The 21291-nt window shown below is 44.3% G+C and carries 22 protein-coding genes; 17 read left to right on the top strand and 5 right to left on the bottom strand.

All coding sequences use genetic code 11. The features are described 5' to 3' along the window. The first annotated feature begins 52 nt into the window (after positions 1-52). Positions 53-688, top strand: coding sequence for a rhomboid family intramembrane serine protease (locus tag NSS67_RS23325; protein WP_339316015.1), 636 nt, complete (start codon positions 53-55; stop codon positions 686-688). A gap of 4 nt (positions 689-692) precedes the next feature. Then, positions 693-1607, top strand: coding sequence for a LysR family transcriptional regulator (locus NSS67_RS23320; protein ID WP_339316014.1), 915 nt, complete (start codon positions 693-695; stop codon positions 1605-1607). 34 nt (positions 1608-1641) lie between these two features. Here the strand turns inward: NSS67_RS23320 and NSS67_RS23315 are convergent, their stop codons facing one another. Continuing rightward, the gene (locus NSS67_RS23315; RefSeq protein ID WP_060624374.1) at positions 1642-2313 is read right to left on the bottom strand and encodes a zinc metallopeptidase; all 672 of its coding nucleotides are present in this window, start codon (positions 2311-2313) and stop codon (positions 1642-1644) included. A 35-nt stretch (positions 2314-2348) separates the two neighbouring features. Then, positions 2349-2783 (bottom strand): MerR family transcriptional regulator, encoded by a 435-nt coding sequence (locus NSS67_RS23310; protein WP_339316013.1) that lies wholly within the window; start codon positions 2781-2783, stop codon positions 2349-2351. Positions 2784-3319: 536 nt separating this feature from the next. On the opposite strand from NSS67_RS23310, the gene NSS67_RS23305 reads away from it, so the two are divergent. The 3 genes from NSS67_RS23305 to NSS67_RS23295 are packed head-to-tail and all read left to right on the top strand — an operon-like array spanning position 3320 to position 6573. Then, positions 3320-4714 carry an ammonium transporter gene (locus NSS67_RS23305; RefSeq protein WP_339316012.1) on the top strand — a complete coding sequence of 465 codons (1395 nt, stop codon included), beginning with the start codon at positions 3320-3322 and terminating at the stop codon, positions 4712-4714. A 39-nt stretch (positions 4715-4753) separates the two neighbouring features. Further along, entirely contained in the window at positions 4754-5827 is a 1074-nt protein-coding gene (locus NSS67_RS23300; protein WP_339320677.1) for a DUF294 nucleotidyltransferase-like domain-containing protein, read from the top strand. After that, the gene (locus NSS67_RS23295; protein WP_339316011.1) at positions 5824-6573 is read left to right on the top strand and encodes an exonuclease domain-containing protein; all 750 of its coding nucleotides are present in this window, start codon (positions 5824-5826) and stop codon (positions 6571-6573) included. Before NSS67_RS23300 ends, NSS67_RS23295 begins: the two co-directional genes overlap by 4 nt. Here the strand turns inward: NSS67_RS23295 and NSS67_RS23290 are convergent. Next, positions 6555-7031 (bottom strand): M67 family metallopeptidase, encoded by a 477-nt coding sequence (locus NSS67_RS23290; protein WP_339316010.1) that lies wholly within the window; start codon positions 7029-7031, stop codon positions 6555-6557. The genes NSS67_RS23295 and NSS67_RS23290 overlap by 19 nt on opposite strands. Positions 7032-7172: 141 nt before the next feature. On the opposite strand from NSS67_RS23290, the gene NSS67_RS23285 reads away from it, so the two are divergent. Beyond that, a complete protein-coding gene (locus NSS67_RS23285; protein WP_339316009.1) occupies positions 7173-7736 on the top strand; it encodes a TlpA disulfide reductase family protein in 564 nt (187 codons plus the stop codon). Positions 7737-7825: 89 nt separating this feature from the next. Here NSS67_RS23285 and cimA read toward each other — a convergent pair whose 3' ends face one another. Next, on the bottom strand, positions 7826-9445 hold the full coding sequence (gene cimA / locus NSS67_RS23280) for a citramalate synthase (RefSeq protein ID WP_339316008.1): 1620 nt from the start codon (positions 9443-9445) through the stop codon (positions 7826-7828). Positions 9446-9663: 218 nt separating this feature from the next. On the opposite strand from cimA, the gene NSS67_RS23275 reads away from it, so the two are divergent. The 3 genes from NSS67_RS23275 to NSS67_RS23265 all read left to right on the top strand — a co-directional run bounded on the left by NSS67_RS23275 (position 9664) and on the right by NSS67_RS23265 (position 12936). Then, positions 9664-10956 (top strand): DNA polymerase IV, encoded by a 1293-nt coding sequence (locus NSS67_RS23275; RefSeq protein WP_339320676.1) that lies wholly within the window; start codon positions 9664-9666, stop codon positions 10954-10956. A gap of 166 nt (positions 10957-11122) precedes the next feature. Continuing rightward, entirely contained in the window at positions 11123-11365 is a 243-nt protein-coding gene (locus NSS67_RS23270) for a ferredoxin (protein WP_042126345.1), read from the top strand. Between the two features lie 134 nt (positions 11366-11499). Further along, positions 11500-12936: a L,D-transpeptidase gene (locus tag NSS67_RS23265; RefSeq protein ID WP_339316007.1), complete on the top strand. Its 1437-nt coding sequence runs from the start codon at positions 11500-11502 to the stop codon at positions 12934-12936. On the opposite strand, the gene NSS67_RS23260 is transcribed toward NSS67_RS23265, so the two are convergent. Next, positions 12933-13070, bottom strand: coding sequence for a hypothetical protein (locus tag NSS67_RS23260; protein WP_339316006.1), 138 nt, complete (start codon positions 13068-13070; stop codon positions 12933-12935). The two genes, NSS67_RS23265 and NSS67_RS23260, sit on opposite strands and share 4 nt — an antisense overlap. 211 nt (positions 13071-13281) lie before the next feature. Here NSS67_RS23260 and NSS67_RS23255 point away from each other — a divergent pair, with 211 nt between their 5' ends. From NSS67_RS23255 to NSS67_RS23220, 8 genes are all read left to right on the top strand, one after another. Continuing rightward, entirely contained in the window at positions 13282-14376 is a 1095-nt protein-coding gene (locus NSS67_RS23255; protein WP_339316005.1) for a quinone-dependent dihydroorotate dehydrogenase, read from the top strand. Positions 14377-14406: 30 nt separating this feature from the next. Continuing rightward, positions 14407-15219, top strand: coding sequence for a GTP pyrophosphokinase family protein (locus NSS67_RS23250; RefSeq protein WP_042126350.1), 813 nt, complete (start codon positions 14407-14409; stop codon positions 15217-15219). Then, entirely contained in the window at positions 15209-15661 is a 453-nt protein-coding gene (locus NSS67_RS23245) for a DUF309 domain-containing protein (protein ID WP_339316004.1), read from the top strand. The genes NSS67_RS23250 and NSS67_RS23245 overlap by 11 nt, the downstream gene beginning before the upstream one ends. Before the next feature lie 101 nt (positions 15662-15762). After that, the gene (locus NSS67_RS23240) at positions 15763-17283 is read left to right on the top strand and encodes an RsmB/NOP family class I SAM-dependent RNA methyltransferase (RefSeq protein WP_339316003.1); all 1521 of its coding nucleotides are present in this window, start codon (positions 15763-15765) and stop codon (positions 17281-17283) included. A 2-nt stretch (positions 17284-17285) separates the two neighbouring features. Further along, a complete protein-coding gene (locus NSS67_RS23235) occupies positions 17286-18050 on the top strand; it encodes a pseudouridine synthase (RefSeq protein ID WP_339316002.1) in 765 nt (254 codons plus the stop codon). A 31-nt stretch (positions 18051-18081) separates the two neighbouring features. Beyond that, the gene (locus NSS67_RS23230) at positions 18082-18882 is read left to right on the top strand and encodes a Cof-type HAD-IIB family hydrolase (RefSeq protein WP_339316001.1); all 801 of its coding nucleotides are present in this window, start codon (positions 18082-18084) and stop codon (positions 18880-18882) included. A 520-nt stretch (positions 18883-19402) separates the two neighbouring features. Further along, positions 19403-19681 (top strand): hypothetical protein, encoded by a 279-nt coding sequence (locus tag NSS67_RS23225; protein ID WP_339316000.1) that lies wholly within the window; start codon positions 19403-19405, stop codon positions 19679-19681. A gap of 387 nt (positions 19682-20068) precedes the next feature. Continuing rightward, positions 20069-21241, top strand: coding sequence for a serine hydrolase domain-containing protein (locus NSS67_RS23220; RefSeq protein WP_339315999.1), 1173 nt, complete (start codon positions 20069-20071; stop codon positions 21239-21241). The last annotated feature ends 50 nt before the right edge of the window (positions 21242-21291 follow it).

Below are 21291 nucleotides of genomic sequence, written 5' to 3'. Positions count from 1 at the left end.
TGCAGGAAGATGTCCAACAGGTCGAGATATAAATATAAAGGGATGGGTGTGTATGATATTTATACGGTATGAAAATTGGAAAAGTTATCTCCGGTATTACCCGATAACATGTCTTCTCATTGTGGCAAACGTGATTATGTTTATCCTCATGACGTTCAATGGAGGATCCACCAATATACAAACACTTGTTGATTTTGGTGCTATAGTCGATGTTAGTCCATTTAAAGAGGAACTATGGCGCTATGTGGCGGCTATTTTTTTACATAATGGGTTTTCCCATCTATTCTTTAATAGCTTTGCTCTGCTGGTCTTTGCACCGCCTCTGGAGCGCCTGTTAGGCTGGTGGCGATATGCCATTCTTTATGTGGTAGGTGGAGTTATTGCGAATGTGCTAACGATTGCGATCAGCAGTCGCTCTGCATTAGACGTAGGTACGGTCTCAGTGGGTGCTTCTGGAGCGATCTACGCCGTTTATGGCGCCTTTTTATACATTGCTGTTATTCAACGGGCGATGATGGACGAAGGCTCGCGAAAGACGTTATACGGATTGCTAGTAATCGGGATAATTATGTCGTTTGCAACGCCAAATGTGAATTGGGTTGCGCATATCGGAGGGTTGGTTTCTGGCTTTTTCCTATATGGACTTATTATTCGTATATTTAATAAAAGCCTAAGACAGGGGCGATGATGGAGTGGAGCTAAGACAGCTGCAATATTTTCTAAAGGTAGCCCAAAAAGAACATGTAACAAGAGCGGCAGAAGAACTTCATGTAGCGCAATCTGCGGTAAGCCGTCAGATTCATCAGTTGGAGCAAGAGCTTGGGGTTGACTTGTTCATGCAAAAAGGGCGTAATTTGCAGCTAACGCCGGTTGGACAGCTCTTTTGCAAAAGGGTGGATAGTATCCTAAAAGAGTTGGAACATTCAGTTAATGAGGTGCATGAATTTCTGGATCCGGAGCGTGGGGAGATTCGTATAGGATTTCCTCACAGTCTTGGCACGCATCTTATCCCGACTATCGTTGCAGAATTCCGCCAGTTCTATCCCCATGTTAAATTTCGCTTTAAACAAGGTTCTTACCCTTCTTTGATAAAAGATGTATTATCTGGTGAGGTGGATCTAACATTTATTTCGCCTTTTCCGGAAAATGATGAGCATGTCTCTGGGGATATTGTTATGACTGAAGAGTTATTTGCAATACTTCCTCAGAATCATCGGTTAGCAGGAGAGTCTGAGATCCGATTAGAGCAGCTTCAAAAAGAAAAGTTTGTTCTGTTCAGTCAGGGGTATTCTCTGAGACCTATTGTATGGCAGGCGTGCCTACAGGCGGGATTTCAACCGCAGATTGCATTTGAGGGTGGAGAGACAGATACCATTCGTGGTTTAGTGGCGGCAGGAATGGGTGTAAGCCTTCTTCCGGAGATGGCGTTCTATCAGACGAATCCTCTTCAGCCGGCTCAGGTAAGGGTCGTGGAGCCTGCAGTAACGAGAACGGTTGGTTTGATTTACCGGACAGATAGTAAGCTGCCGCTGGTTGCGCGTTCATTTCGAACTTTTTTGATATCTTATTTTAAAGCTAGACAAAACAATACCCCGGTTGGCTCTTAGCCTTCCGGGGTTTCTTTTTGTGCTGTGTATTGTATTAGTCGCGGTTACCTAAGAAGACGGTAATCAAACGAAGCAGTTCGAGTAAGGATACTAATGCGGCGGCAACGTATGTTAATGCAGCTGCGTTTAGGACTTTGGCTACTCCGCGTTCCTCTTCGTTACGAATGTAGCCTTGCTCTACCATGACTTGGCGTGCCCGGTTGCTGGCATTGAACTCAACTGGCAGTGTCACAAGCTGGAAGGCAACAGCGGCCGAGAAGAAGATGATACCAAGGCCTATAAGATTAAAGTAACCGAATATGAATCCTGCCATAAGCATGAATGGTGCTATACCTGATGCAAAATTAACTACTGGGAACATCCGGTGACGTAGTGTTAACATAGGATAACTTACTTTATGCTGAATGGCGTGACCCACTTCGTGACAAGCGACGGAGACTGCTGCAATAGAACTCTCATAATATACAGGTTCCGATAAGCGTACAACTCTGTGAATCGGATCATAATGGTCAGAAAGCGTACCTCTTACAGGCTCAATCGGAACATCGTGAAGGCCGTTTGCGTCGAGCATGCGTCTAGCTGCTTCATATCCTGTCAGACCGTTTAAGTTGGCCACCTTGGACCATTTGCTGAATGTTCCTTTAACTCTGAACTGGGCCCATAATGAAAAAATAAAGGCGATAATTACTAATAGATACATTCCCATAGCTGCATTCCTCCACTGTATTGTAAAAATGGTATTTACATTGGCGGTCCTTGCGTAAGCAATAGAAGCCGAATCGCCTCCATGCAGGCTACTCCTTGAGGGAGTAAGGTAGAGAGCGCGCGTCTGGCCTGTCCAGGCTTCAGACCGCTTATTATAGGTTCAAGCGCCTTTACTTCACGTTCTAGTCGCTGCATATGCTGCTCAAGCTCGACTAATTTATCAGAGACGTCAGTTTCAGGAGTAGCCTCGCTCCATTTGCTCATCATGGATTTGATTTCTTCCAATGAATACTTGTCATGCTTTAATTGATTAATACGTTCTAAAGCGACCAAGGTTTCATGACTGTAAAGTCGGTAATTTTTGGTGCTTCTTGACTCTGGAGAGATTAACCCTAGTTTCGTGTAATAATCAATGGTGCGCTCACTGATTTGAGCGGCCTTAGCTAATTCTCCAATTCGATATAGAATCATATCCCCATGCTACCTCGCCTCACTAATCGAATTCGACCGTCCATTAACGGGCGGTCGTCTCCTATATTGTAGTTTCTATTGTGCTATTTGTAATGATAACAAACTGGAAACCATACAGTCAAACGTCATACTTTCATAAAGTATATGCATTATAGAGCGGTTAATTCATGAAAGGTGATTCGTTGTTTATATACAATACACTCAAACTCCCGGTGATATCAAATATAATCATCTATAATGCGATCCCTCTAAACCTAACATTGAGCGTTATGTTTTTGGAGAGGGCGATGAATATAATTCGCTAATAAGTAATATTAGAGCGTGTGCTTACGTAGTTATTTCAATGATTCAGTAGCTGGTAAGCGTCTGAAATACTGGAATAGTCCATAGCTATCGTGAAGAATTCGTGAGCTCGAAGAAAATAAAATAAAAACATTCCCAAAAATAGTCTTGTCAATTTACCTGACTTCTGATTATAATGACATTAAGAGTTTCACGCTTTGTTAGAAAATATAACATTGGGGAGTGGGGTAAAAATGAAAAAGAAATGGTTGATGATGTTACTAGCCATGATTACGCTGATGGTTTATCCGGTAAGTGCTTTTGCGGCAGATGGTCCGACAAACGTAGATTTGCAGGTCGGGTTGGACACCGCGTTTACCTTCCTGGCATTCATCTTAGTCTTCTTTATGCAAGCAGGGTTTGCAATGCTTGAAGCAGGTTCAGTTCGAATGAAGAATGCAGGTCACGTAGCTGGTAAGACGGTGCTGACACTAGCCATTGCGAGTCTTTGTTTCTGGGCTGTTGGCTTTGGACTTGGTTTCGGTAACGGTAACGGCTTCTTCGGTACTACGGGCTTCTTGTACGGCGGAGATTCAACAGCATCTTCATTTGAATCACTTGCATTTTCTGATGTTACTTTAAATGTTAAATTCTTGTTCCAAATGGCCTTTGCAGCAGTTTCCTTAGCTATCGTATCTGGTGGCATGGCAGAACGTGCAAAGATAAGTGTGTACATTATATTCGGAATTTTGTTCTCGATCGTAATTTATCCTGTCGTAGCGCACTGGGTATGGGGCGGCGGTTGGTTGGCTGAGCTAGGAATGCAAGATTATGCAGGTTCCACGGTAGTCCATCTTACAGGTGCGACAGCAGCGGTAGTAGCAACCATATTGCTTAAGCCACGACTTGGTAAGTTTAATAAAGAAGGTAAACCTGTTATTATTCCAGGTCATAACCAAGTATTCACTGTACTCGGTGTTATTATCCTCTGGTTTGGTTGGTTCGGATTCAATCCAGGCAGTGCTTTGTCCCCAATGGGAGGTTTCTTCGGTCACGTTGCATTAACTACAAATATCGCAGCAGCAGCAGGCGGTTTGGCGGCTTTGATTGCTTCGTGGTTGTATTTTGGTAAATCTGATATCCCTGCAATGCTGAATGGTGTTCTTGCCGCACTGGTTGCGATCACTGGAGCATGTGCTTACGTTGAGCCATGGGCAGCGATTATTATTGGATTAGTAGCAGGTGCGTTCACATTCATGACATCACAATGGTTGGAACGTGCAGGGCTTGACGATCCGATCTACGCTTTCTCGGTACATGGTATTGCTGGGATGTGGGGTGCGGTTTCCACGGGTCTATTCGCTGCACCAGATCTTATTACTAAAGGCGCGTTGGTAGGGGAAGCTGGATTGTTCTACGGTGGCGGTTTCCACCAACTGGGTGTTCAAGTTCTAGGAGTAGTTGGAACATTTGTTTTCGTAGCCGTGCTTTCTTACATCATCTTGTATGTAATGAAGGTAACTATCGGACTTCGTGTTACGGAAGAAGAAGAATTGATGGGACTGGATATCAGTGAGCATGGTACTTACGGATACCCTGAACAAATGAAATTAATCGCAGAATCGGAATCCAAAACCCTTAAACAATAATATTAATCCTCGGATAGGGAGGCGGACCGTGTGGCTTCGATGGAGTTAACAGATGATTATTATGATGAAAGCTTTAGAACCATCGTCTTAGCCGGTTCGCCACAGGAACTTAGGGAGAGGCGAATTGCCTGCCAAAGTATTCTTATGGAACAGTTGAATGTGATTCCAATTGAGGAATGGATGTTTCATGTGAATACGATGCATGATCTTATTGCGCAGACTGCGGTAATCATATGTGAGGCGCAGATGAAAGAGGCGGGCTATGGCCCGCCTCCCTGTGCTTATTCCTTTATTGTGTTTGGCAGTAGTGGGAGGCAGGAGGCTACACTCTGGAGCGATCAGGATAATGGATTGATCATTGAGGGTGAGTCGGATGGAGAGAAGAATAGGTATTTTGAATTTTTTGGAACGATGTTATCCGATCTGCTTGAAGTAGTAGGATATGAGAAATGTGCAGGCAAGGTAATGTGCTCCCAACGGATGTGGCGGATGACATTATCTGAATGGATAGAGCAGCTGAAGGAATGGAGAACCCAATTGGAATGGGAGCCTATCCGGTATCTTATCATCTCTTCGGATATGCGCCATGTTGCAGGAAGTGCTGAATTATCAACGTTGTGGCATAAGGCTTTCTATGAAGGTTTTGCTGATAATGAGAAGTTGTCTGTAGCCGTTCTTCGCAATACAGTCCGTCATAAAGCGACTTTGAATCTTCTGGGACAGGTGTTGACAGAGCGTTTTGGAGATTATGCGGGTGGATTTGATATTAAGTATGGGGTCTATATCCCGTTAGTGAATATTGTAAGACGCTTGTCGTTATTGCACGGCATAAGAGCTAGCTCAACCTTAGAGCGAATTGAAGCGCTTGACAGGCTTCAGAAGTATCAACATTTGGATGATATTCGGCGAGCTTTCTTATTGGCGATGCGGATGCGAGTGAACACGCCATTTAGTGTCCAGGATGGATTGTTAATCAGCAGTGATTTTGTTGCTGAGAGTGAACTGAAGAATAAGCAGCTGTTGTCTGAGCTGCGTGAAAGTCTGCTGCTTGTTAGACGCCTTCATCGGGCATTGCAGCGTCAGCTCCGCTCAGCGGAAAGGTGGCGAACATGAGGGAGCCGAACAAGAATGGAGGATTCTGGAACAACCTGAGACAAGGCGGAATGCCGTCGGCTATCGCTTCGATGAGAGGTGGAGAAACTGCTCATCAGACTGCCCAGCAAATGGCCTATATCCGATCACTCATGCGTGAGAAGCGTCGTCCTGAGGTGCTGCGTACTCCGCTATCTGAACTGGAGACTGTAATATTTGATTTAGAGACGACAGGATTTTCTCACCAGCATGGGGATGAGATTATGTCGTTCGGTGCAATCAAGGTTGTTGGAGAGGAAATTAAGGAAGATGAATGCTTTTATACCTTGGTGAAATGTCAGACGGCAATTCCGGATGATATTACAAGGTTAACAGGGATAACGGAAGAAATGACACAATCTGCCCCCTCATTAATAGATGGTCTTCATAATTTCATGTCCTTTGTGGGTCAAAATGTGCTGGTGGCACATGCAAGCTCACATGATAAAGCTTTTCTTAATGCAGCGCTATGGAAAACTTCTAAGGTTCAGCTTACACATCGGGTGCTGGACACGATGATGCTTGCACGATGGCTCGAGCCGCAGCGTAGCAACTATACGCTCGATGAGCTGTTATATGTTCATGAAATTCCGATTCATGGACGTCACAATGCGTTAGAAGATGCCAAAATGACAGCCCAGCTGTGGGTGGCTTATCTTCGAGAAATTTCGGAGCGGGGCCAAGTAGATACCTTAGGTGATTTATATGCTTATTTAAGTAGAACGTGAAGCGGGGCTTGAGATAGCTCAGGGAAAGTTGTTCCTTGTTCATTTGGTGACCGCTTAATATAAAATCCATTCAGAAAGGGAGAGCAGCTATCTTCAGTTCTGGGAGAACCTATAAGATAGACCTTAAATTCAGGTCCTAGTGCTGCTAATCCTTTATAATCAGCGACCGAGGGTATAGGTTCTGAATGTGGATGAGAATGAAATAAACCGATGAGCGTCGGCTCATTGAAAAGAACGTGAATCCACTCTTCAGGGTGGGGAGAAAATGTGTGCAGCGGGTCTGGCGCTACGTTGCGCATGGGTACGTAAGTATCGATGAGCATGCCACCCGCTGCGGCAGCACCCAGCAGGACTCCGCATGCTTCATACGGATAACTGGACAGCAGGTGCTTCCCCAGCGCTTGCTGTACGGAATATTTCAGTCTTATAGGCTGGACATTTCCCTGTATTGCTGCCATTTGTTAACCCCTCTCTCTTCATTAGGGTTTCGTCGCTGACGAAATCCTCTTTTTTTTGTGTAAAAAATGGATGGTTTGAAATTGAAGTTAATGAGGGTACAATAGTAGAAAACTATTCCATTTGAAAAGGAACAGAACCCTATGAAAGCAGTAAGTAAATTGAACATCACGATAGTGATTCTTATTGTGTGTGTAGCTTTGTTTGCGGTGTGGCATAATCGTGAGCCGAAGGCTGCCGCTGTTTTTGGGCAGCAAGATGAGCCTCCAATGAAAATAGGACCTAAGGCGGGACTGCTTGCTCCTTCATTTTCACTCCAAGGAACGGATGGAACTACCTATGTAGTTGATGGACCACGAGAGAAAGCGGTCATCGTTAATTTCTGGGCATCATGGTGTGATCCTTGCAAGCAGGAAGCCCCGGAGCTTAATGCCATGGCGACTAAGTATAAGGATGTTCTAGATATTTACGGTATTAATGTAAGTAGTCAGGATTATAAACCTAATGCCGAACGTTTTATCAAGAAATACGGTCTGGTGTTCCCTGTTATGTTTGATGTGAAAGATGAGGTGTATAGTAAATATAATGGAGCTGTATTTCCTACCAACGTGCTTATAGATAAGAACGGAGTGATCTCAGAAATCATTCTGGGTGTTCTTAGTCCTGAAGAGTTGGAGAAGAAAATCATCAAGCTTACCGAATCATAAAAGGTCTACACCTATAAATTAGAAAAGGCCCCCTTCATACAGTTAAACTGTTGAAGGGGGTTCTTCGTCATACGAATAGTTATGAACGATTAATGATTTACCAGTCCTCTAGGCTCATTGCTGCCAGGTTTTTCATTCTCCAGTGAGAGCTGATTCAACAGTGCGTAGCGCATACTGTCCACAAGCGCTTCCCAGCTGGCTTCAATGACGTTACTGGACACACCAACCGTACTCCAAGTGTCTGTGAAGTTCTTAGATTCAATCAATACTCGTACTTTTGCTGCAGTCTGATCCTGTTCATCTATTACCCGGACTTTATAGTCGGAAAGATGCATTTCCTTCAATTGAGGGAAGTAGGTCTGCAGTGCTTTACGAAGAGCGTTATCGAGTGCGTTGACCGGACCGTTACCCTCAGCAGCGGTATAAAGGTTCTCATTGCCAACTTTCAGTTTTACGAAGGCTTCAGATACTACTGGATGCTCTGCGGTTTTTTCGACTAACATCTTGAAGGATTCAAAGGTGAAGGTTTCATTCATCTCGCCTGTAGCTTCCCGAAGAAGTAGCTCCAGTGAGGCATCGGCACCTTCAAATTGATAACCCTGATGCTCCATCGTTTTGATCTTGTCGATCACTCGGCGAGCTTGCTCGCTGCTTGGGTCCAGATTTAAACCCATATCCTGCGCCTTGGAGAGCACATTGCTTTGTCCAGCCAGTTCGGAGACTAGCACGCGTTGTTTGTTCCCAACGAGCTCAGGAGCGATGTGTTCATAGGTCCGTGAATCTCGCATGATGGCGGAGACATGGATTCCACCTTTGTGTGCAAAGGCTGCATTTCCAACGTATGGCTGGTTTACTGGCAAATTGACATTGGCTACTTCACTGATATAGCGTGCTGTGTTAGTAAGATGTGGCAAAGAATCACCAGGAATACAGTGGTATCCCATTTTAAGCTGAAGTGTAGGAATGATGGAGCATAGGTTGGCATTGCCGCATCGTTCACCGTAACCATTAATGGTACCTTGAACTTGCCGTGCTCCAGCTCCGATAGCGCTAAGGGTATTAGCTACCGCCAGCTCACAGTCATTGTGAGTATGAATTCCGAGATTTGCTCCGGGTAGTTGACCAGTCAAAGCGGTAACAATCTCATGAATTTCAAAAGGTAGCGTTCCACCGTTCGTATCGCACATCACTAGCCAATCTGCTCCGGCTTCCCGGGCTTTGGATAGAACGGCTGCAGCATATTCAGGATTGTTCTTGTATCCATCGAAGAAATGCTCGGCATCAAAAATGACTTCAAGGCCATTGCGTTTCAAGTAGGATATGGAGTCGCCAATCATGGCGAGATTCTCCTCAAGCGTTGTCTGTAATGCAGTGTGCACGTGGAAATCCCAAGATTTCCCGACGAGGGTAGTAGCAGGTACACCTGCATCAATCATGCGTTTTAAATTGTCATCGTTTTCAGCCAAGGAATTCTTTCGCCGAGTGCTGCCAAACGCAGTAATTTTAGCGTTCAGATGAAGCTCCTTGACTCTTTTGAAAAATTCAATGTCTTTATTGTTGCTTCCCGGGATGCCACCTTCAATATAGTGCACACCCAGATCATCGAGTTTCTTGGCAATCTTCAGCTTGTCGTCCGCCGACAGACTGATGCCTTCACCTTGGGTGCCGTCGCGTAGTGTAGTATCGAAGATGGAGATGGACTTAGACATGAGTGTCCTCCTAAAAGTTTTGTAAGCTTCGTCTTCCGGATTCACTTTGCGCAAAACTCACATCGGAAGCATTGGCAAGGGAAATGAATTTATATATTATAGCATTTTTACGCGGGAATGTAACAAAGAACTTTACAGCATCTAAAGTTGACCTAACTCTAATCGAGAGGTATTCTAAATCAGACAATAGAGACCCTGAGGATAAGAAGGTAGATATTGTGCATAATGTTGATCAGTATTATCCAACGAGTGGCAGGGTCATCCTGCATGTGGATATGAATGCTTTTTATTGCTCTGTTCATGAAGCGGAGAACCCGGATCAATACAGAGGTAAAGCTACTGCGGTTGCAGGTAGTGTTGAATTGCGAAAAGGGATTATTGTTACTTGTTCCTATGTCGCTCGTAGATTAGGAATTTCGACGGGAATGCAGGTTCAGAAGGCGCTTCGTATTTGTCCATCGCTTATCGTTATTAAGCCGGACTTCCATTTATACCGCAAATATTCTAATGCTTTTATGCAGATTGCCTATAGCTATACACCATTATTGGAAGCAGTGTCGATAGATGAATGTTACTTAGATATCACCGGCTCTCGACAATTCGGTACGCCCATGGAAATTGCGGAGACCATTCAACGCCGTATAATGGAAGAGTTGGGCTTGCCATGCTCCATTGGTATTGCTCCAAATAAGCTTCTGGCGAAAATGGCCTCGGATTTAAAAAAGCCAAACGGCATATCGGTGCTTCGGCTTCGTGATGTACCTAACATTTTATGGGACAAGCCATGTAATGAAATGTTCGGTATCGGTGGAAAAACGGCAGAGAAACTTCGAAAGCTGGGAATTTACAGTATTGGGCAATTAGCGGCGGCTGATGAGACTATGCTGGTTGAGAATTTTGGTGTAATGGGCTCATGGTTAAAACGGGCTGGCAATGGCATTGATCATGGGATAGTGAATCCTGAGCGGGAGCAGAGTAAGTCGATTGGACACACCACCACACTGCCACGGGATGTCGTTGGCCTTGCTGAGGTACGACCTATTTTGCTGAATTTAAGTGATCAGGTAGCGCGGCGTTTGCGAAAGCAAGGACTTGTTGCTTCAGGTGTGCAGCTTACCATTCGTACACCCGATATGAAGACGATTACTCGTTCGCGTCAGCTTGAGGCGCCTTCAGAGAGTGGAGAAGATATCTACAAGTCTGTCTGTGACCTGTACGTTCGACATTGGAATGGCGAGAAGCCAGTGCGGCTGCTGGGTGTGACCTTGCAAGGATTGATCGCTAAAGAGGAATCTGCAATTCAGCTGGATTTGTTCGATTATGAACAGCAACCTAAGAAAGAGTCACTGACCAAGGCCATGGATATGCTGCGTAATAAATTTGGTGAAAATGCAGTTTTGACCGCCGGGATGTTAAGTGATACTCATTCTGCAAGGCTCCGTAATCATAAGGAACGTGGTACCTCGCTGCAAAAGGATAATCTCTTGTCTGTTGAGTCAGATAATGAGTGACAAGAACGTTCTAAGACGTGTCAAAATAGAAGCTACAGAATGCGTCAGAAATGCAAACGTATTGAAAATCAATTGAAATTGTATTCTTTTTATATTAATATGAGAAAAATAAGACGCTGGTTCAACAGCACAGCGCAGTATTGCTTAACGGGAGGCAGAGAAAAAAATGGCTAAGTACACTTGGGTCGAAAAAGACACTTGTATCGCTTGCGGTGCTTGTGGCGCGACGGCTCCTGATATTTTTGATTACGATGATGAAGGTTTGGCGGAAGTTATTTATGAAAATGACGGAAACCACGGCGTAACAGCGATTCCGGACGATTTGTTTGATGATCTCCAAGATTCCTGTGACGGTTGCCCAACCGACTCCATTAAAATTGCGGACGAACCTTTTAATAAAGAAGGTTAATTACTCGATAAAGAGTAACGTGCGACACCACATAAAGACATCTCCTGCGAACTTTTGTTCAGCTAGGGATGTCTTTTTTGCTATGTCTGACCGATATTAATTAAGAAAGGAATTATAAACTCTCGGAGGTTCCGATGAAGAACTCACAGCACCTCAAAGCATATGTACAGATGCACCCAGATAACAAGATGGCATGGTACTTGCTGGGGAAGGAATACTATAAGAACGGCCAACAGGGAAAAGCTAACTATTGCTTCAATCAGGCTGGGGAAGTGTATGAGGCTTTTGAGCATAGTAAGGTGCCTGCTGAAATGCTACGCGAATACGAAGAAGGATTGTTGCAGGCGAGTCGCCAGCGTGAGCGCGGCCAACAAAAATTGAGATACATATCACTGGCGCTAATGCTTCTTATTCTGTTAATGGTACCTTCAGCAGTAGCTCCGGGTATTAGTCTTACAGGGGAGCAGGAAGTGCTTCAAGACATGTCTGCTTCAGAAGTCAAAGCTCTGCCAGATCCAAAAGACTCCGTCCAAGAGCCAGCTATCGAGGCGGGAAAAGCGATGTACACAGCGAAAGAGGATGTAGGGGTGGCTTTGCAAGGGAAGCTAATGGCGACAATGTTGATGCGTAAAGAACCTTTTCAAGCTGCTGTATTAGGAATGGAGCGAGATCAGAAGTGGCTGCTCTGGAAAGAGAAGCTTCCGCTAAATTTCACGCTGCAAAAGAATGGAAAGGGACGTATGGTGTACCAGTCATACGATCCTAAGGCATGTGCATGTGAGCCGCCAGAGCAAGGGCAGCTTGCCAAGGATGCGGCAGAATGGCAGGGTGACCAAGAGGAGCTTGCCACACTATGGAGTGCAATTCGGGCTTATCAGAATGTTAAAGGCAAGCTTCCGGATACATTGGGTGAATTGACAGGCTCCTTTCCTGAGAACTGGATTGGTGGGACGACAACTGTCATGAAGCGGGAATTCAGCCCTTTAAAAGCGGTGGCTGCGACCAAGATGGCACTGGGTACAAATGAAGTGACAGAGGAGCCTACAAGCCCGACTAACGATGGTGTGAGGAGTATACCGACAGCATTAAGTGAGAGTGGAAGTGTTGCAAGTGACATTCCTTTTTTTGATCAGCCGCTAAGAGTAGTTGTGGATAAACAAAATCATCGATTGGCTGTAATCAGTGGTTCTATTATTCTGCGAAATTATGTGGTAGGGCTTGGCGGTGATAAAACACCGGAGGGCAACTTCGTCATTACAGATAAAGTGGTCAATCCGAATGGTCGAGATAATGGGGATTTCGGTAGCAGAGGGCTTCAGCTTTCGGATAGTAACTATGCTATTCATGGTACGAATGAGCCAGATAGTGTCGGCAAGGATGAATCACTTGGATGTATTAGAATGGGGCGAGAAGATGTAGAGGAGTTATTTGCGCTGATTCCTAAAGGTACAAAAGTAGTGATTAGTAAAGGGGTTCTGCCTGAAAAGCAGCTTGTGCCGGTTAAACGCTTCAGCTCTACTGCTAAACATGATCAGACCAACCCCCACAAAGTATACCACTGGCTGAATTAGTTTCCTGCAACGAGAAACAGAACGATGATTAGAAGAATTAGTAAAGTTAAACTGACGCCGATCCACATTAGCGCTTTACGGTTAACTTCTTCTTTCTTTTGCTGCAAAGTTGGTGGTTTACGTTTAGTTGACATACTAGGCATACCTTCTTTCTCTCTTAATCGCTGCTTACACCTATATTGTAATGCGTTTACAAGAAAAATACTATACTCTCCGTTATGTACTCTATAGACTCGCACTGTAAAATACTTTTCTTTTGTTCAAGAAAAGGCTAAAATTAAGAAGAAACCTACAGAATCGGGTAGACACGTGGATTAGTGAAGTACCCCTTAAGGAGCGAGAACGGTGTTGTATCGTAATTTTGGTAAACCAATTTTTTTCAAGATTGATCCCGAGAAGGCTCACCATCTCGTCATAGGTGGATTGGATAAATCATCAGCAGTGCCCGGCGGAAGCGCGGCGCTACGTTTAATGTATGGAGTTCCTGAAACGGCGGATTTAGCAGTTGATTTGTTTGGCACGCATTTCCCGACACCAGTTGGACTTGCTGCAGGCTTAGATAAAAATGCCGAAGCCGTAGTCGGATTCTCTTCGATCGGGTTCGGATTTATGGAAGTGGGCACGGTTACCCCTAAGGGTCAACCGGGTAATGATAGCCCACGTTTGTTCCGTCTTCCTTCGGATGAAGCGCTGATTAATCGAATGGGCTTCAATAACGAAGGGGCTGATGCCATGGCACAGCGACTAAAGAAATTAAAGAATCGGAGAATTCCGATAGCAGTTAATATTGGCCGGAATAAGATAACTAGTAATGAGGCGGCTCATGAAGATTATCGTCAGTGTATCCGTACGCTTTATCCGTACGGTGATTTTTTTGTGGTCAATATCAGCTCGCCGAATACACCTGGTCTGCGCAGTCTCCAGCATGGCAGCGAATTGTCATTCCTGTTAGCTCAAGTAAAGGAAGAAATGGAGATTCAGCGTAAAGCCAGCGGTATTACCAAAAGCTTGTTGGTTAAGATAGCACCAGACGTAAGTGACGAAGAGTTGGAGTATATGGTCCAGACACTGACAGAAGCTGGTATGGATGGTATTATTGCAACGAATACTACATTGAACCGTGATGGACTTAGTCATGAAAAGGCTAATGAGACGGGTGGCTTAAGCGGCAAGCCGCTGCGCGACCGCTCAACGGAGATCATTCGCAGTATTTATCGCCAGACGGAAGGGAAGATGCCGATCATAGGATCAGGCGGCATTTTTACCAGTCAGGATGCGTATGACAAGATAAGAGCAGGTGCAAGTCTGGTCGAAATTTATACAGCTCTCATCTACGAAGGACCTGAGGTAAACCGCAAATTACATGCCGGATTACGGCAGCTTTTACGGCGGGATGGATTCAGTCATATCTCTGAAGCAGTGGGCGCTGATCATCACTGAAGGAGACGAAAGGATAGGAGGACGAAGGCGATGGACGGCAGGGACTGGGGAACTTTTTTACTTCCATATGAACAGACTGTGGAAGAGTTGAAAGTTAAATTCAAAACAATGCGTTCGGAGTTGAAGAAAAGAGAGGAATACACGCCGATAGAATTCGTAACGGGGCGTGTAAAGCGGCTGTCAAGCATTTTGGAGAAGGCTAAACGGCTGAATGTGAAGATGGAAGATCTAGAGACGGGGATTGAAGATATTGCAGGAATTCGTATCATGTGCCAATTCGTGGAGGATATCCGCAGAGTGGCCGAATATATCCGGGCCCGTAAGGATCTTGAAGTACTCTATGAGAAGGATTACATCACTAATTATAAAGAGAGCGGCTACCGCAGCTTCCATATGATTATTAAATATCCTGTACAGACAGCGCTTGGTCAAAAAATTGTGCTAGCTGAGATCCAAATTCGTACACTGGCCATGAACTTCTGGGCAACTATTGAGCACTCCCTGAATTATAAATATCGGGAAAGCTTGCCAGATGAAATGCGTGTTCGACTGAAGACGGCTGCCGAAGCAGCATCGATCCTCGACAGCGAAATGTCCAGTATTCGGGAAGAGATTCTGGAAGCGCAGAAGACATTCGAGGAAAACTCGAATATGACCACTCAGATTCTCAAGGCTATTCATCAATTGTATTTCTATCACTTGGTGAATGAGGCTATAGATACGCAGGCACGCTTTAATGAAATATGGCAGGTTCAGGATATGGAAGCTATGAAGGAGCTTCTGGATCATGTACGGGGACTTCTTTCCGCAGCTAAAAAGGATAGTTTGCCGGATGGCTTATGAACCGTTGTACTTGGAATACCTAGTGTACTTTAATCGTGACAGGGACTATTTCGAATGTCACGAGGTACTCGAAGAACTGTGGCTTGCCCAGAAACGAGATCCTTTGTACAAAGCACTTCTCCAAGTAGCAGTAGGGTTATACCATTTCCGTAATCATAATGTGCGCGGTGCAACGATCATGCTGAGTGGCGCTTCTGCCAAGCTGGAGGGATATCCAGCAGTTACACTCGGTATTGATCTGGCAAAGCTTGTGGAGGAAGTGAAGGATTATGCTCGGCGCTTAGAGTCATATGAGCAGCGGCCATTTTCTTATTACGATCTGACCATAGATATTATTGATCCTAGTCTAGCGGACCAAGTGGAGACTGCAGCTGTAGCTATCACACCGAATAACCCTCAACGACGCGGTCCTCAGAGACCGACATCCATTCAACGTAAGTAAAGCTCCTCTATATATGAGTATTGTATAAGGGACACCCGTAGGGGTGTTCCTTGAATCTTTAAACACCTAAATTTTGGCAATACTATCAGGAGGACGGCATCATGGCGGCACAATTGCCCAGTTCTTTCAGCGAGCGTATGATGGACATGCTGGGAACAGAATATAATCAATTTGCGGATTCGTACAAGGAGACCCCTTACGGAGGCATCCGTGTTAACACATTGAAGATTTCAGTGGAGAGTTTAAGAGCTCTTTCTACTTTAGAGCTAGAACCCATTCCTTGGTGTCCGACTGGATTTTATACAGAGAATGGTGCCAGACCAGGTAAACATCCATACTACCACGCGGGATTGTATTACATTCAAGAGCCTAGTGCGATGGCTCCTGTGGAATTACTTAATATTGAGCCAGGTGACCGTGTACTTGATTTATGTGCCGCCCCTGGGGGGAAATCTACACAGATTTCTGCCAAGCTGTTAGGAGAAGGACTACTAGTCAGTAATGATCTTCATCCAGAACGAACTAAAGCTTTAGCCAAAAATCTGGAGCTATATGGCGTGCGTAACGGTATTGTACTGAACGAAAGTCCTGATCATATCGCAGCTGCATTCCCGCATTTTTTTGACAAAATCTTGATTGACGCTCCCTGCTCTGGTGAAGGGATGTTCCGTAAAGACGAAGACATGGTGAAGCAGTGGAATTCTGATACACCAGCGAAATATGCTGCAATGCAGCAAGATATTTTAAGTTCAGCAGCAGAGGCGTTGGCACCGGGAGGTAGGTTGGTCTATTCGACCTGTACATTTGCTACTGAAGAAAATGAAGAAATTATTGCAGAGTTCCTTTCTAGTCACACACAGTTCGCGTTGGTGACGGTAGGAGGAACAGGCTCATTCGCTCCTGGCTTCGGAGAACTCTCAGGAACAGCAAGACTGTGGCCCCATAAGGTGAAAGGCGAAGGCCATTTCATGGCTGTACTGCAGCATGAGGGAACTAAGCTTTCAATGGAGGAACGGGATCATATAGAGGCTAAGTTAAATGAATCCGCGAGAACTATTGCTCCAAAAGGTACAGCACACGTTAAATCATCCAATAAACCAGAAGGAAGACGTGGGAAAGAAGGGAAATCCTCTCACAAACCAGCTGGTGGGGCTGACCGTGGTCGGCAAGGCTCAGGGGACGAGCAAGCTTTGACTCTGTATGGGAATTTTGTACGAGATCAGCTCGGTTGGGAACCTCAAGGATATCCGGTTCTATTCGGTGACCATCTGTACATTTCTCCACTCCCTAAGGAAAGACTGAATGGATTAAAGACGATCCGTCCGGGATGGTATGTAGGACAAATCCGTAACGGAAGATTTATCCCCGGTCATCCGATGGCTACAGCTTTACATCCGGGAGAAAGCTGCCGAAGTGTCTCACTCTCCAGTACGAATCATGAAGCGATTTCCTATCTTAAAGGAGAGACGTTGTCGATTGCTCAAGAACGTCTCTCTATTAGAATAGGAAGTGCCCAGAAAGGATACGTTCTGGTCTGCATTGACGGTTATAGCGCAGGCTGGGGGAAGTGGCAGGATGGTATACTCAAGAATGAATATCCCGCAGGCTGGAGGTGGATGTAACAATGAGCCAATCAGGTAAGCCCGCTAAAAAACAACGATTAGATAAAGTGCTGGCCCATATCGGAGTGGGGTCACGCAGTGATATCCGTAAACAAGCCAAGCAAGGTCTAATATCAGTGAATGGCACAGTGGTAAAAGATAGTGGGTTCCATGTAGATCCTTATGTCGATAAAATAGAGGTAGGGGGAGAGCTTGTTACCTACCGTGAATTCATATATCTTATGATGAACAAGCCCCCAGGCGTCCTGTCAGCAACGGAGGACAAGCGGGATCGGACAGTTTTGGATCTATTAAAGCCTGAATATGCACAGTTTGAGCCGTTTCCTGTAGGAAGGCTTGATAAGGATACTGTGGGGCTGCTGCTGATCACTAACGATGGGAAGCTGGCCCATGAATTACTGTCGCCACGTAAGCATGTCCCGAAAACGTACGAGGCAACCATCGAGGGCGATGTGGACGCAGATGATGTCGCGGCCTTTGCAGCAGGTGTGGAGCTGGAAGATGGCTACGTTACTTTACCTGCACACTTAACCATTCTTGGGAGAGCGCGCGGCACTAAAGTAATTTCTCATATTTCGCTTATTATCACTGAAGGGAAGTTTCATCAGGTGAAGCGAATGTTTCAGGCAGTTGGCAAAAAAGTCACTTTTCTGAAACGTGTATCTATGGGAGAATTGAAGCTGGATGAAAGTCTGCCACTGGGGGCTTGTCGGGAGCTTACGTTAGAGGAGCTGGCACTCCTAAGCAGAGTAGAATTAGAAGGATAATAGAGAAAAAGAAAGACAAGGATGGTGGAGTATGAGATACAAACTGATTGCACTAGATGTGGACGGTACACTATTAAATGATGATCACCACTTAAGCTCTGAGAATAAGGAAGCTATTGCTGAGGTTACGCGTCTTGGCGGTCAAATCGTATTGTGTACGGGCCGCAGTCCGCAGAACTCTATTCCATTTATGGAGGAGATGGGGCTGTCTGGTTACGTGCTAGGTCACAATGGAGCCGCTACGGTACGTGTGAAGGATCGAGAAGTGCTGCACCAATACGGTATGGACGCACGTGGTCTTGACCCCTATATTGACTACTGTCGTAAGCACAATATTCATTATGATGTGAATACTGCTTTTGATATGTATGTTGATAATGTAGAGAACCTAACTAAAGAAGCTAATTATATGTATGAACACTTCCGCATTGTGCCAGCGACGCTGCCAGCATGGGAAGATTTCCGTGAACCGGTTGTTAAGTTTACTGTATTTACACAGCCAGAAATCCTTGACGAAGCCGAACGGGAATGGCGTACTTGGACCCCTGAGTACAACATTTTGCGGAGTGGTGAATTTTTCGTTGATTTGATGCATCCAGAATCCTCTAAGGGCAACGCATTAAAAAATCTTGCCGTGAAGCTGGGGATTCCGCAAGAAGAAGTCCTCTCGATCGGTAATTATTTTAATGATGTTTCTATGCTTACTTACGCGGGAATGGGCGTGGCAATGGATAATTCTCCTGTAGAGGTCAAAGCGGCAGCGAATGCAGTTACGGGTTCGAATAACGAGCATGGTGTGCGTGATGCGCTTGTGAAATATTGTTTATCCTAAGTTTTTTGACATTGTAAAATAAATGTAGATGCAGAGCATAAAGCGGACTGGAGTCTGTTTTATGCTTTTTTTGTTGTTGAGGGACTTGAATTCAATTAAGCTTGTAGAGAATTTGCTAATTAAACAATTTGAGACGAGACTGCGTACATATTCGATCTCTCATCCCACAATGAAAATATAGTTCCTCTTATTCGTCCGTACCTTTCGCTCAACTAGAGAAACCTGCGTGAGTACAGTTTTTTGAGCAGATATTCTCTTCATCACATCCTAAAACTGCGAATATGCAGGTATATTCTCACTTATGGCTCGAAAACTTCATCTGGGACAAGAATAACTGCAGATTAGCAGGAATGATTGCTTTAGCCCTCTGCGTATCATTAAAAAATGTACTTTTGCAGGTTTATTCGCCGGTTCTCGTTACTGGTTAGTCAATCATCCGCATTTTTGAGCTACACCGTGCTGCTTGTCCCCTTGATCGTTCCTTCTTTTAAGTAAAAATAATAACAAAGGAATTATAGCGATGAAACTCTATTTAATTCTTATTCAAGCTTTTTACTTATTAACGCTGCTTCCTTGGTTTGTAATTTGGGGATTAACCTTTATGGTTTTTGACAATGGAATTTCAGCATGGGGAATATCCATAGTGATTATAGTTTCGTTGTACCCAGTTGCTGTTGTAACTTGTTCTGTTTTATCTTGGTTATTTCGAAAAAGGATGAAAGCTTTAAATATCATTTTTATCAGTGCCATTCCATTACTGTGGGTAATTGCCTTGGGAACTGTACTAATAGGGTATTAAAGCAAACAAAGAATGGGGGCATATTATGAATACTGGATGAAGAAGCACAAGAAATAATAAAAAAAACTATTTCAGAGAAATTCATTTTGGATAGTATATCAGTCTATTCTTTATTGATTGATGAAAGTGGAAAGGCAAATGTACCTTTGCTTCACAAGGTAAAGTTAAAAGGATAAGAGTATAGAATAGTTTAATATAAAGTTGACCTTCCAATTATTAGGTTTTTAGTACATGCTATTTATGTGATTAATAATCTGAATTAATTTAAAAGTCTATGAAATATCATGTTGTAACTAATATATTGAAAAGGTATTATAAGTTAGGTTCAAATTTACATTTTTGAGAATTAATTATTCTTTTTAATGAATGATAGGGGGAACGCGAATCATGTTATCATCCACAGAGCTTAGCAAGCTGAACGAAGTGAATTATAGGGAGGATCGTTTAGAGGCACTTAATCATTTTTATGAGGATCTCTGTGATCAAAAAGTGGCTGATGGTTATATTTATTCTCTTAGTCGTTATGGAAAAATATTTGCTAATGCTGCCGGGGGACGTTTCAGCTACGAAGAAGACAGCACGCAAGAAATGAAAACGGATACAATTTTCCGCATTGCTTCAATTACGAAACTGTTTACGGCGGTAGCGATCTGGCAGCTTGCGGATGATGGTAAGATTTTTATGGGGCAGCCTGTTGGTTCTATTCTACCGGAGTTTGATGTAGAACCTTTTAAGCCGATAACAATTGCTCATTTACTGACTCATACCTCGGGTATCGCACCTGATCATGGCACTATTAGTGATACCTACTATAAAAGTGCATGGTGGTATATTTATGAATCAGAGCTTGGAAAAGAAAACTGGATTAAAGCTGGACTTTCCTATGGCATTCGTTTTCCGGTAGGGACTCAATGGATGTATTCATCGTTCGGATACGTGGTTCTTGGTGCAATTATCGAGAAAATAACAGGTGTTTTTGCAGAAGAGTACATAATGGACAATATTGTGAAACCGTTAGGCATGACAGATACTTTCTTTGATATACCACCTGAGAAAGCTGGTAGGATCGCCATTCGTTCAGAAGAGGCCAAGGAATATCTTCAGAAACTTCAAACAGGGGAAATAACGGATGAAGAAAGAAGATCTGATGAGGAAATTAAGACTCCTGGGACTGGTGGGGGACTGTACTCAACAGTTAATGATCTACAAAAGTTCGGAATCATGCTGCTTAACCAAGGGGAATACGAAGATGGCCATATCTTAAGTCGGATGGCTGTTCAGAGAATGACCAAGCGGTTCAATGCTGAGAAAATTCCAAACTACGCATGGGGAGATGGAGGAGCTGATCGGCCATACGGTCTTGGGCCAGACCTTCGATATAATGTTAGTACTTCTTATTCTGAAGGCACTTTTTTTCACGAAGGATGGGGGTCTTGTTCCTTGGTCGTTGACCCGGTAGAAAAGCTGATTGCCGTTTGGTATATCCCTTTTCATAATAATATATGGGATGGCAGAGCTATTTTCGGCACAAACAATGTGATCTGGTCCGGACTCAAATAAGAATTAGGTTATTTTTAAAGAGATATCTACAGACAGGCAGGTTGTGACTT

The sequence above is a fragment of the Paenibacillus sp. FSL R10-2734 genome (genome assembly GCF_037963865.1).
Lineage (GTDB): Bacteria > Bacillota > Bacilli > Paenibacillales > Paenibacillaceae > Paenibacillus_AQ.
Note: the sequence above shows the minus strand (reverse complement) of the source record. Positions and strands in the feature narration are given on the sequence as shown.

Coding starts and splice junctions, on each gene's coding strand:
- NSS67_RS23325 (WP_339316015.1), top strand. CDS start 53: ATGATATTTATACGGTATGAAAATTGGAAAAGTTATCTCCGGTATTAC.
- NSS67_RS23315 (WP_060624374.1), bottom strand. CDS start 2,313: ATGGGAATGTATCTATTAGTAATTATCGCCTTTATTTTTTCATTATGG.
- NSS67_RS23310 (WP_339316013.1), bottom strand. CDS start 2,783: ATGATTCTATATCGAATTGGAGAATTAGCTAAGGCCGCTCAAATCAGT.
- NSS67_RS23305 (WP_339316012.1), top strand. CDS start 3,320: ATGAAAAAGAAATGGTTGATGATGTTACTAGCCATGATTACGCTGATG.
- NSS67_RS23300 (WP_339320677.1), top strand. CDS start 4,754: ATGGAGTTAACAGATGATTATTATGATGAAAGCTTTAGAACCATCGTC.
- NSS67_RS23295 (WP_339316011.1), top strand. CDS start 5,824: ATGAGGGAGCCGAACAAGAATGGAGGATTCTGGAACAACCTGAGACAA.
- NSS67_RS23290 (WP_339316010.1), bottom strand. CDS start 7,031: ATGGCAGCAATACAGGGAAATGTCCAGCCTATAAGACTGAAATATTCC.
- NSS67_RS23285 (WP_339316009.1), top strand. CDS start 7,173: ATGAAAGCAGTAAGTAAATTGAACATCACGATAGTGATTCTTATTGTG.
- cimA (WP_339316008.1), bottom strand. CDS start 9,445: ATGTCTAAGTCCATCTCCATCTTCGATACTACACTACGCGACGGCACC.
- NSS67_RS23270 (WP_042126345.1), top strand. CDS start 11,123: ATGGCTAAGTACACTTGGGTCGAAAAAGACACTTGTATCGCTTGCGGT.
- NSS67_RS23265 (WP_339316007.1), top strand. CDS start 11,500: ATGAAGAACTCACAGCACCTCAAAGCATATGTACAGATGCACCCAGAT.
- NSS67_RS23260 (WP_339316006.1), bottom strand. CDS start 13,070: ATGTCAACTAAACGTAAACCACCAACTTTGCAGCAAAAGAAAGAAGAA.
- NSS67_RS23250 (WP_042126350.1), top strand. CDS start 14,407: ATGGACGGCAGGGACTGGGGAACTTTTTTACTTCCATATGAACAGACT.
- NSS67_RS23245 (WP_339316004.1), top strand. CDS start 15,209: ATGGCTTATGAACCGTTGTACTTGGAATACCTAGTGTACTTTAATCGT.
- NSS67_RS23240 (WP_339316003.1), top strand. CDS start 15,763: ATGGCGGCACAATTGCCCAGTTCTTTCAGCGAGCGTATGATGGACATG.
- NSS67_RS23235 (WP_339316002.1), top strand. CDS start 17,286: ATGAGCCAATCAGGTAAGCCCGCTAAAAAACAACGATTAGATAAAGTG.
- NSS67_RS23230 (WP_339316001.1), top strand. CDS start 18,082: ATGAGATACAAACTGATTGCACTAGATGTGGACGGTACACTATTAAAT.
- NSS67_RS23225 (WP_339316000.1), top strand. CDS start 19,403: ATGAAACTCTATTTAATTCTTATTCAAGCTTTTTACTTATTAACGCTG.
- NSS67_RS23220 (WP_339315999.1), top strand. CDS start 20,069: ATGTTATCATCCACAGAGCTTAGCAAGCTGAACGAAGTGAATTATAGG.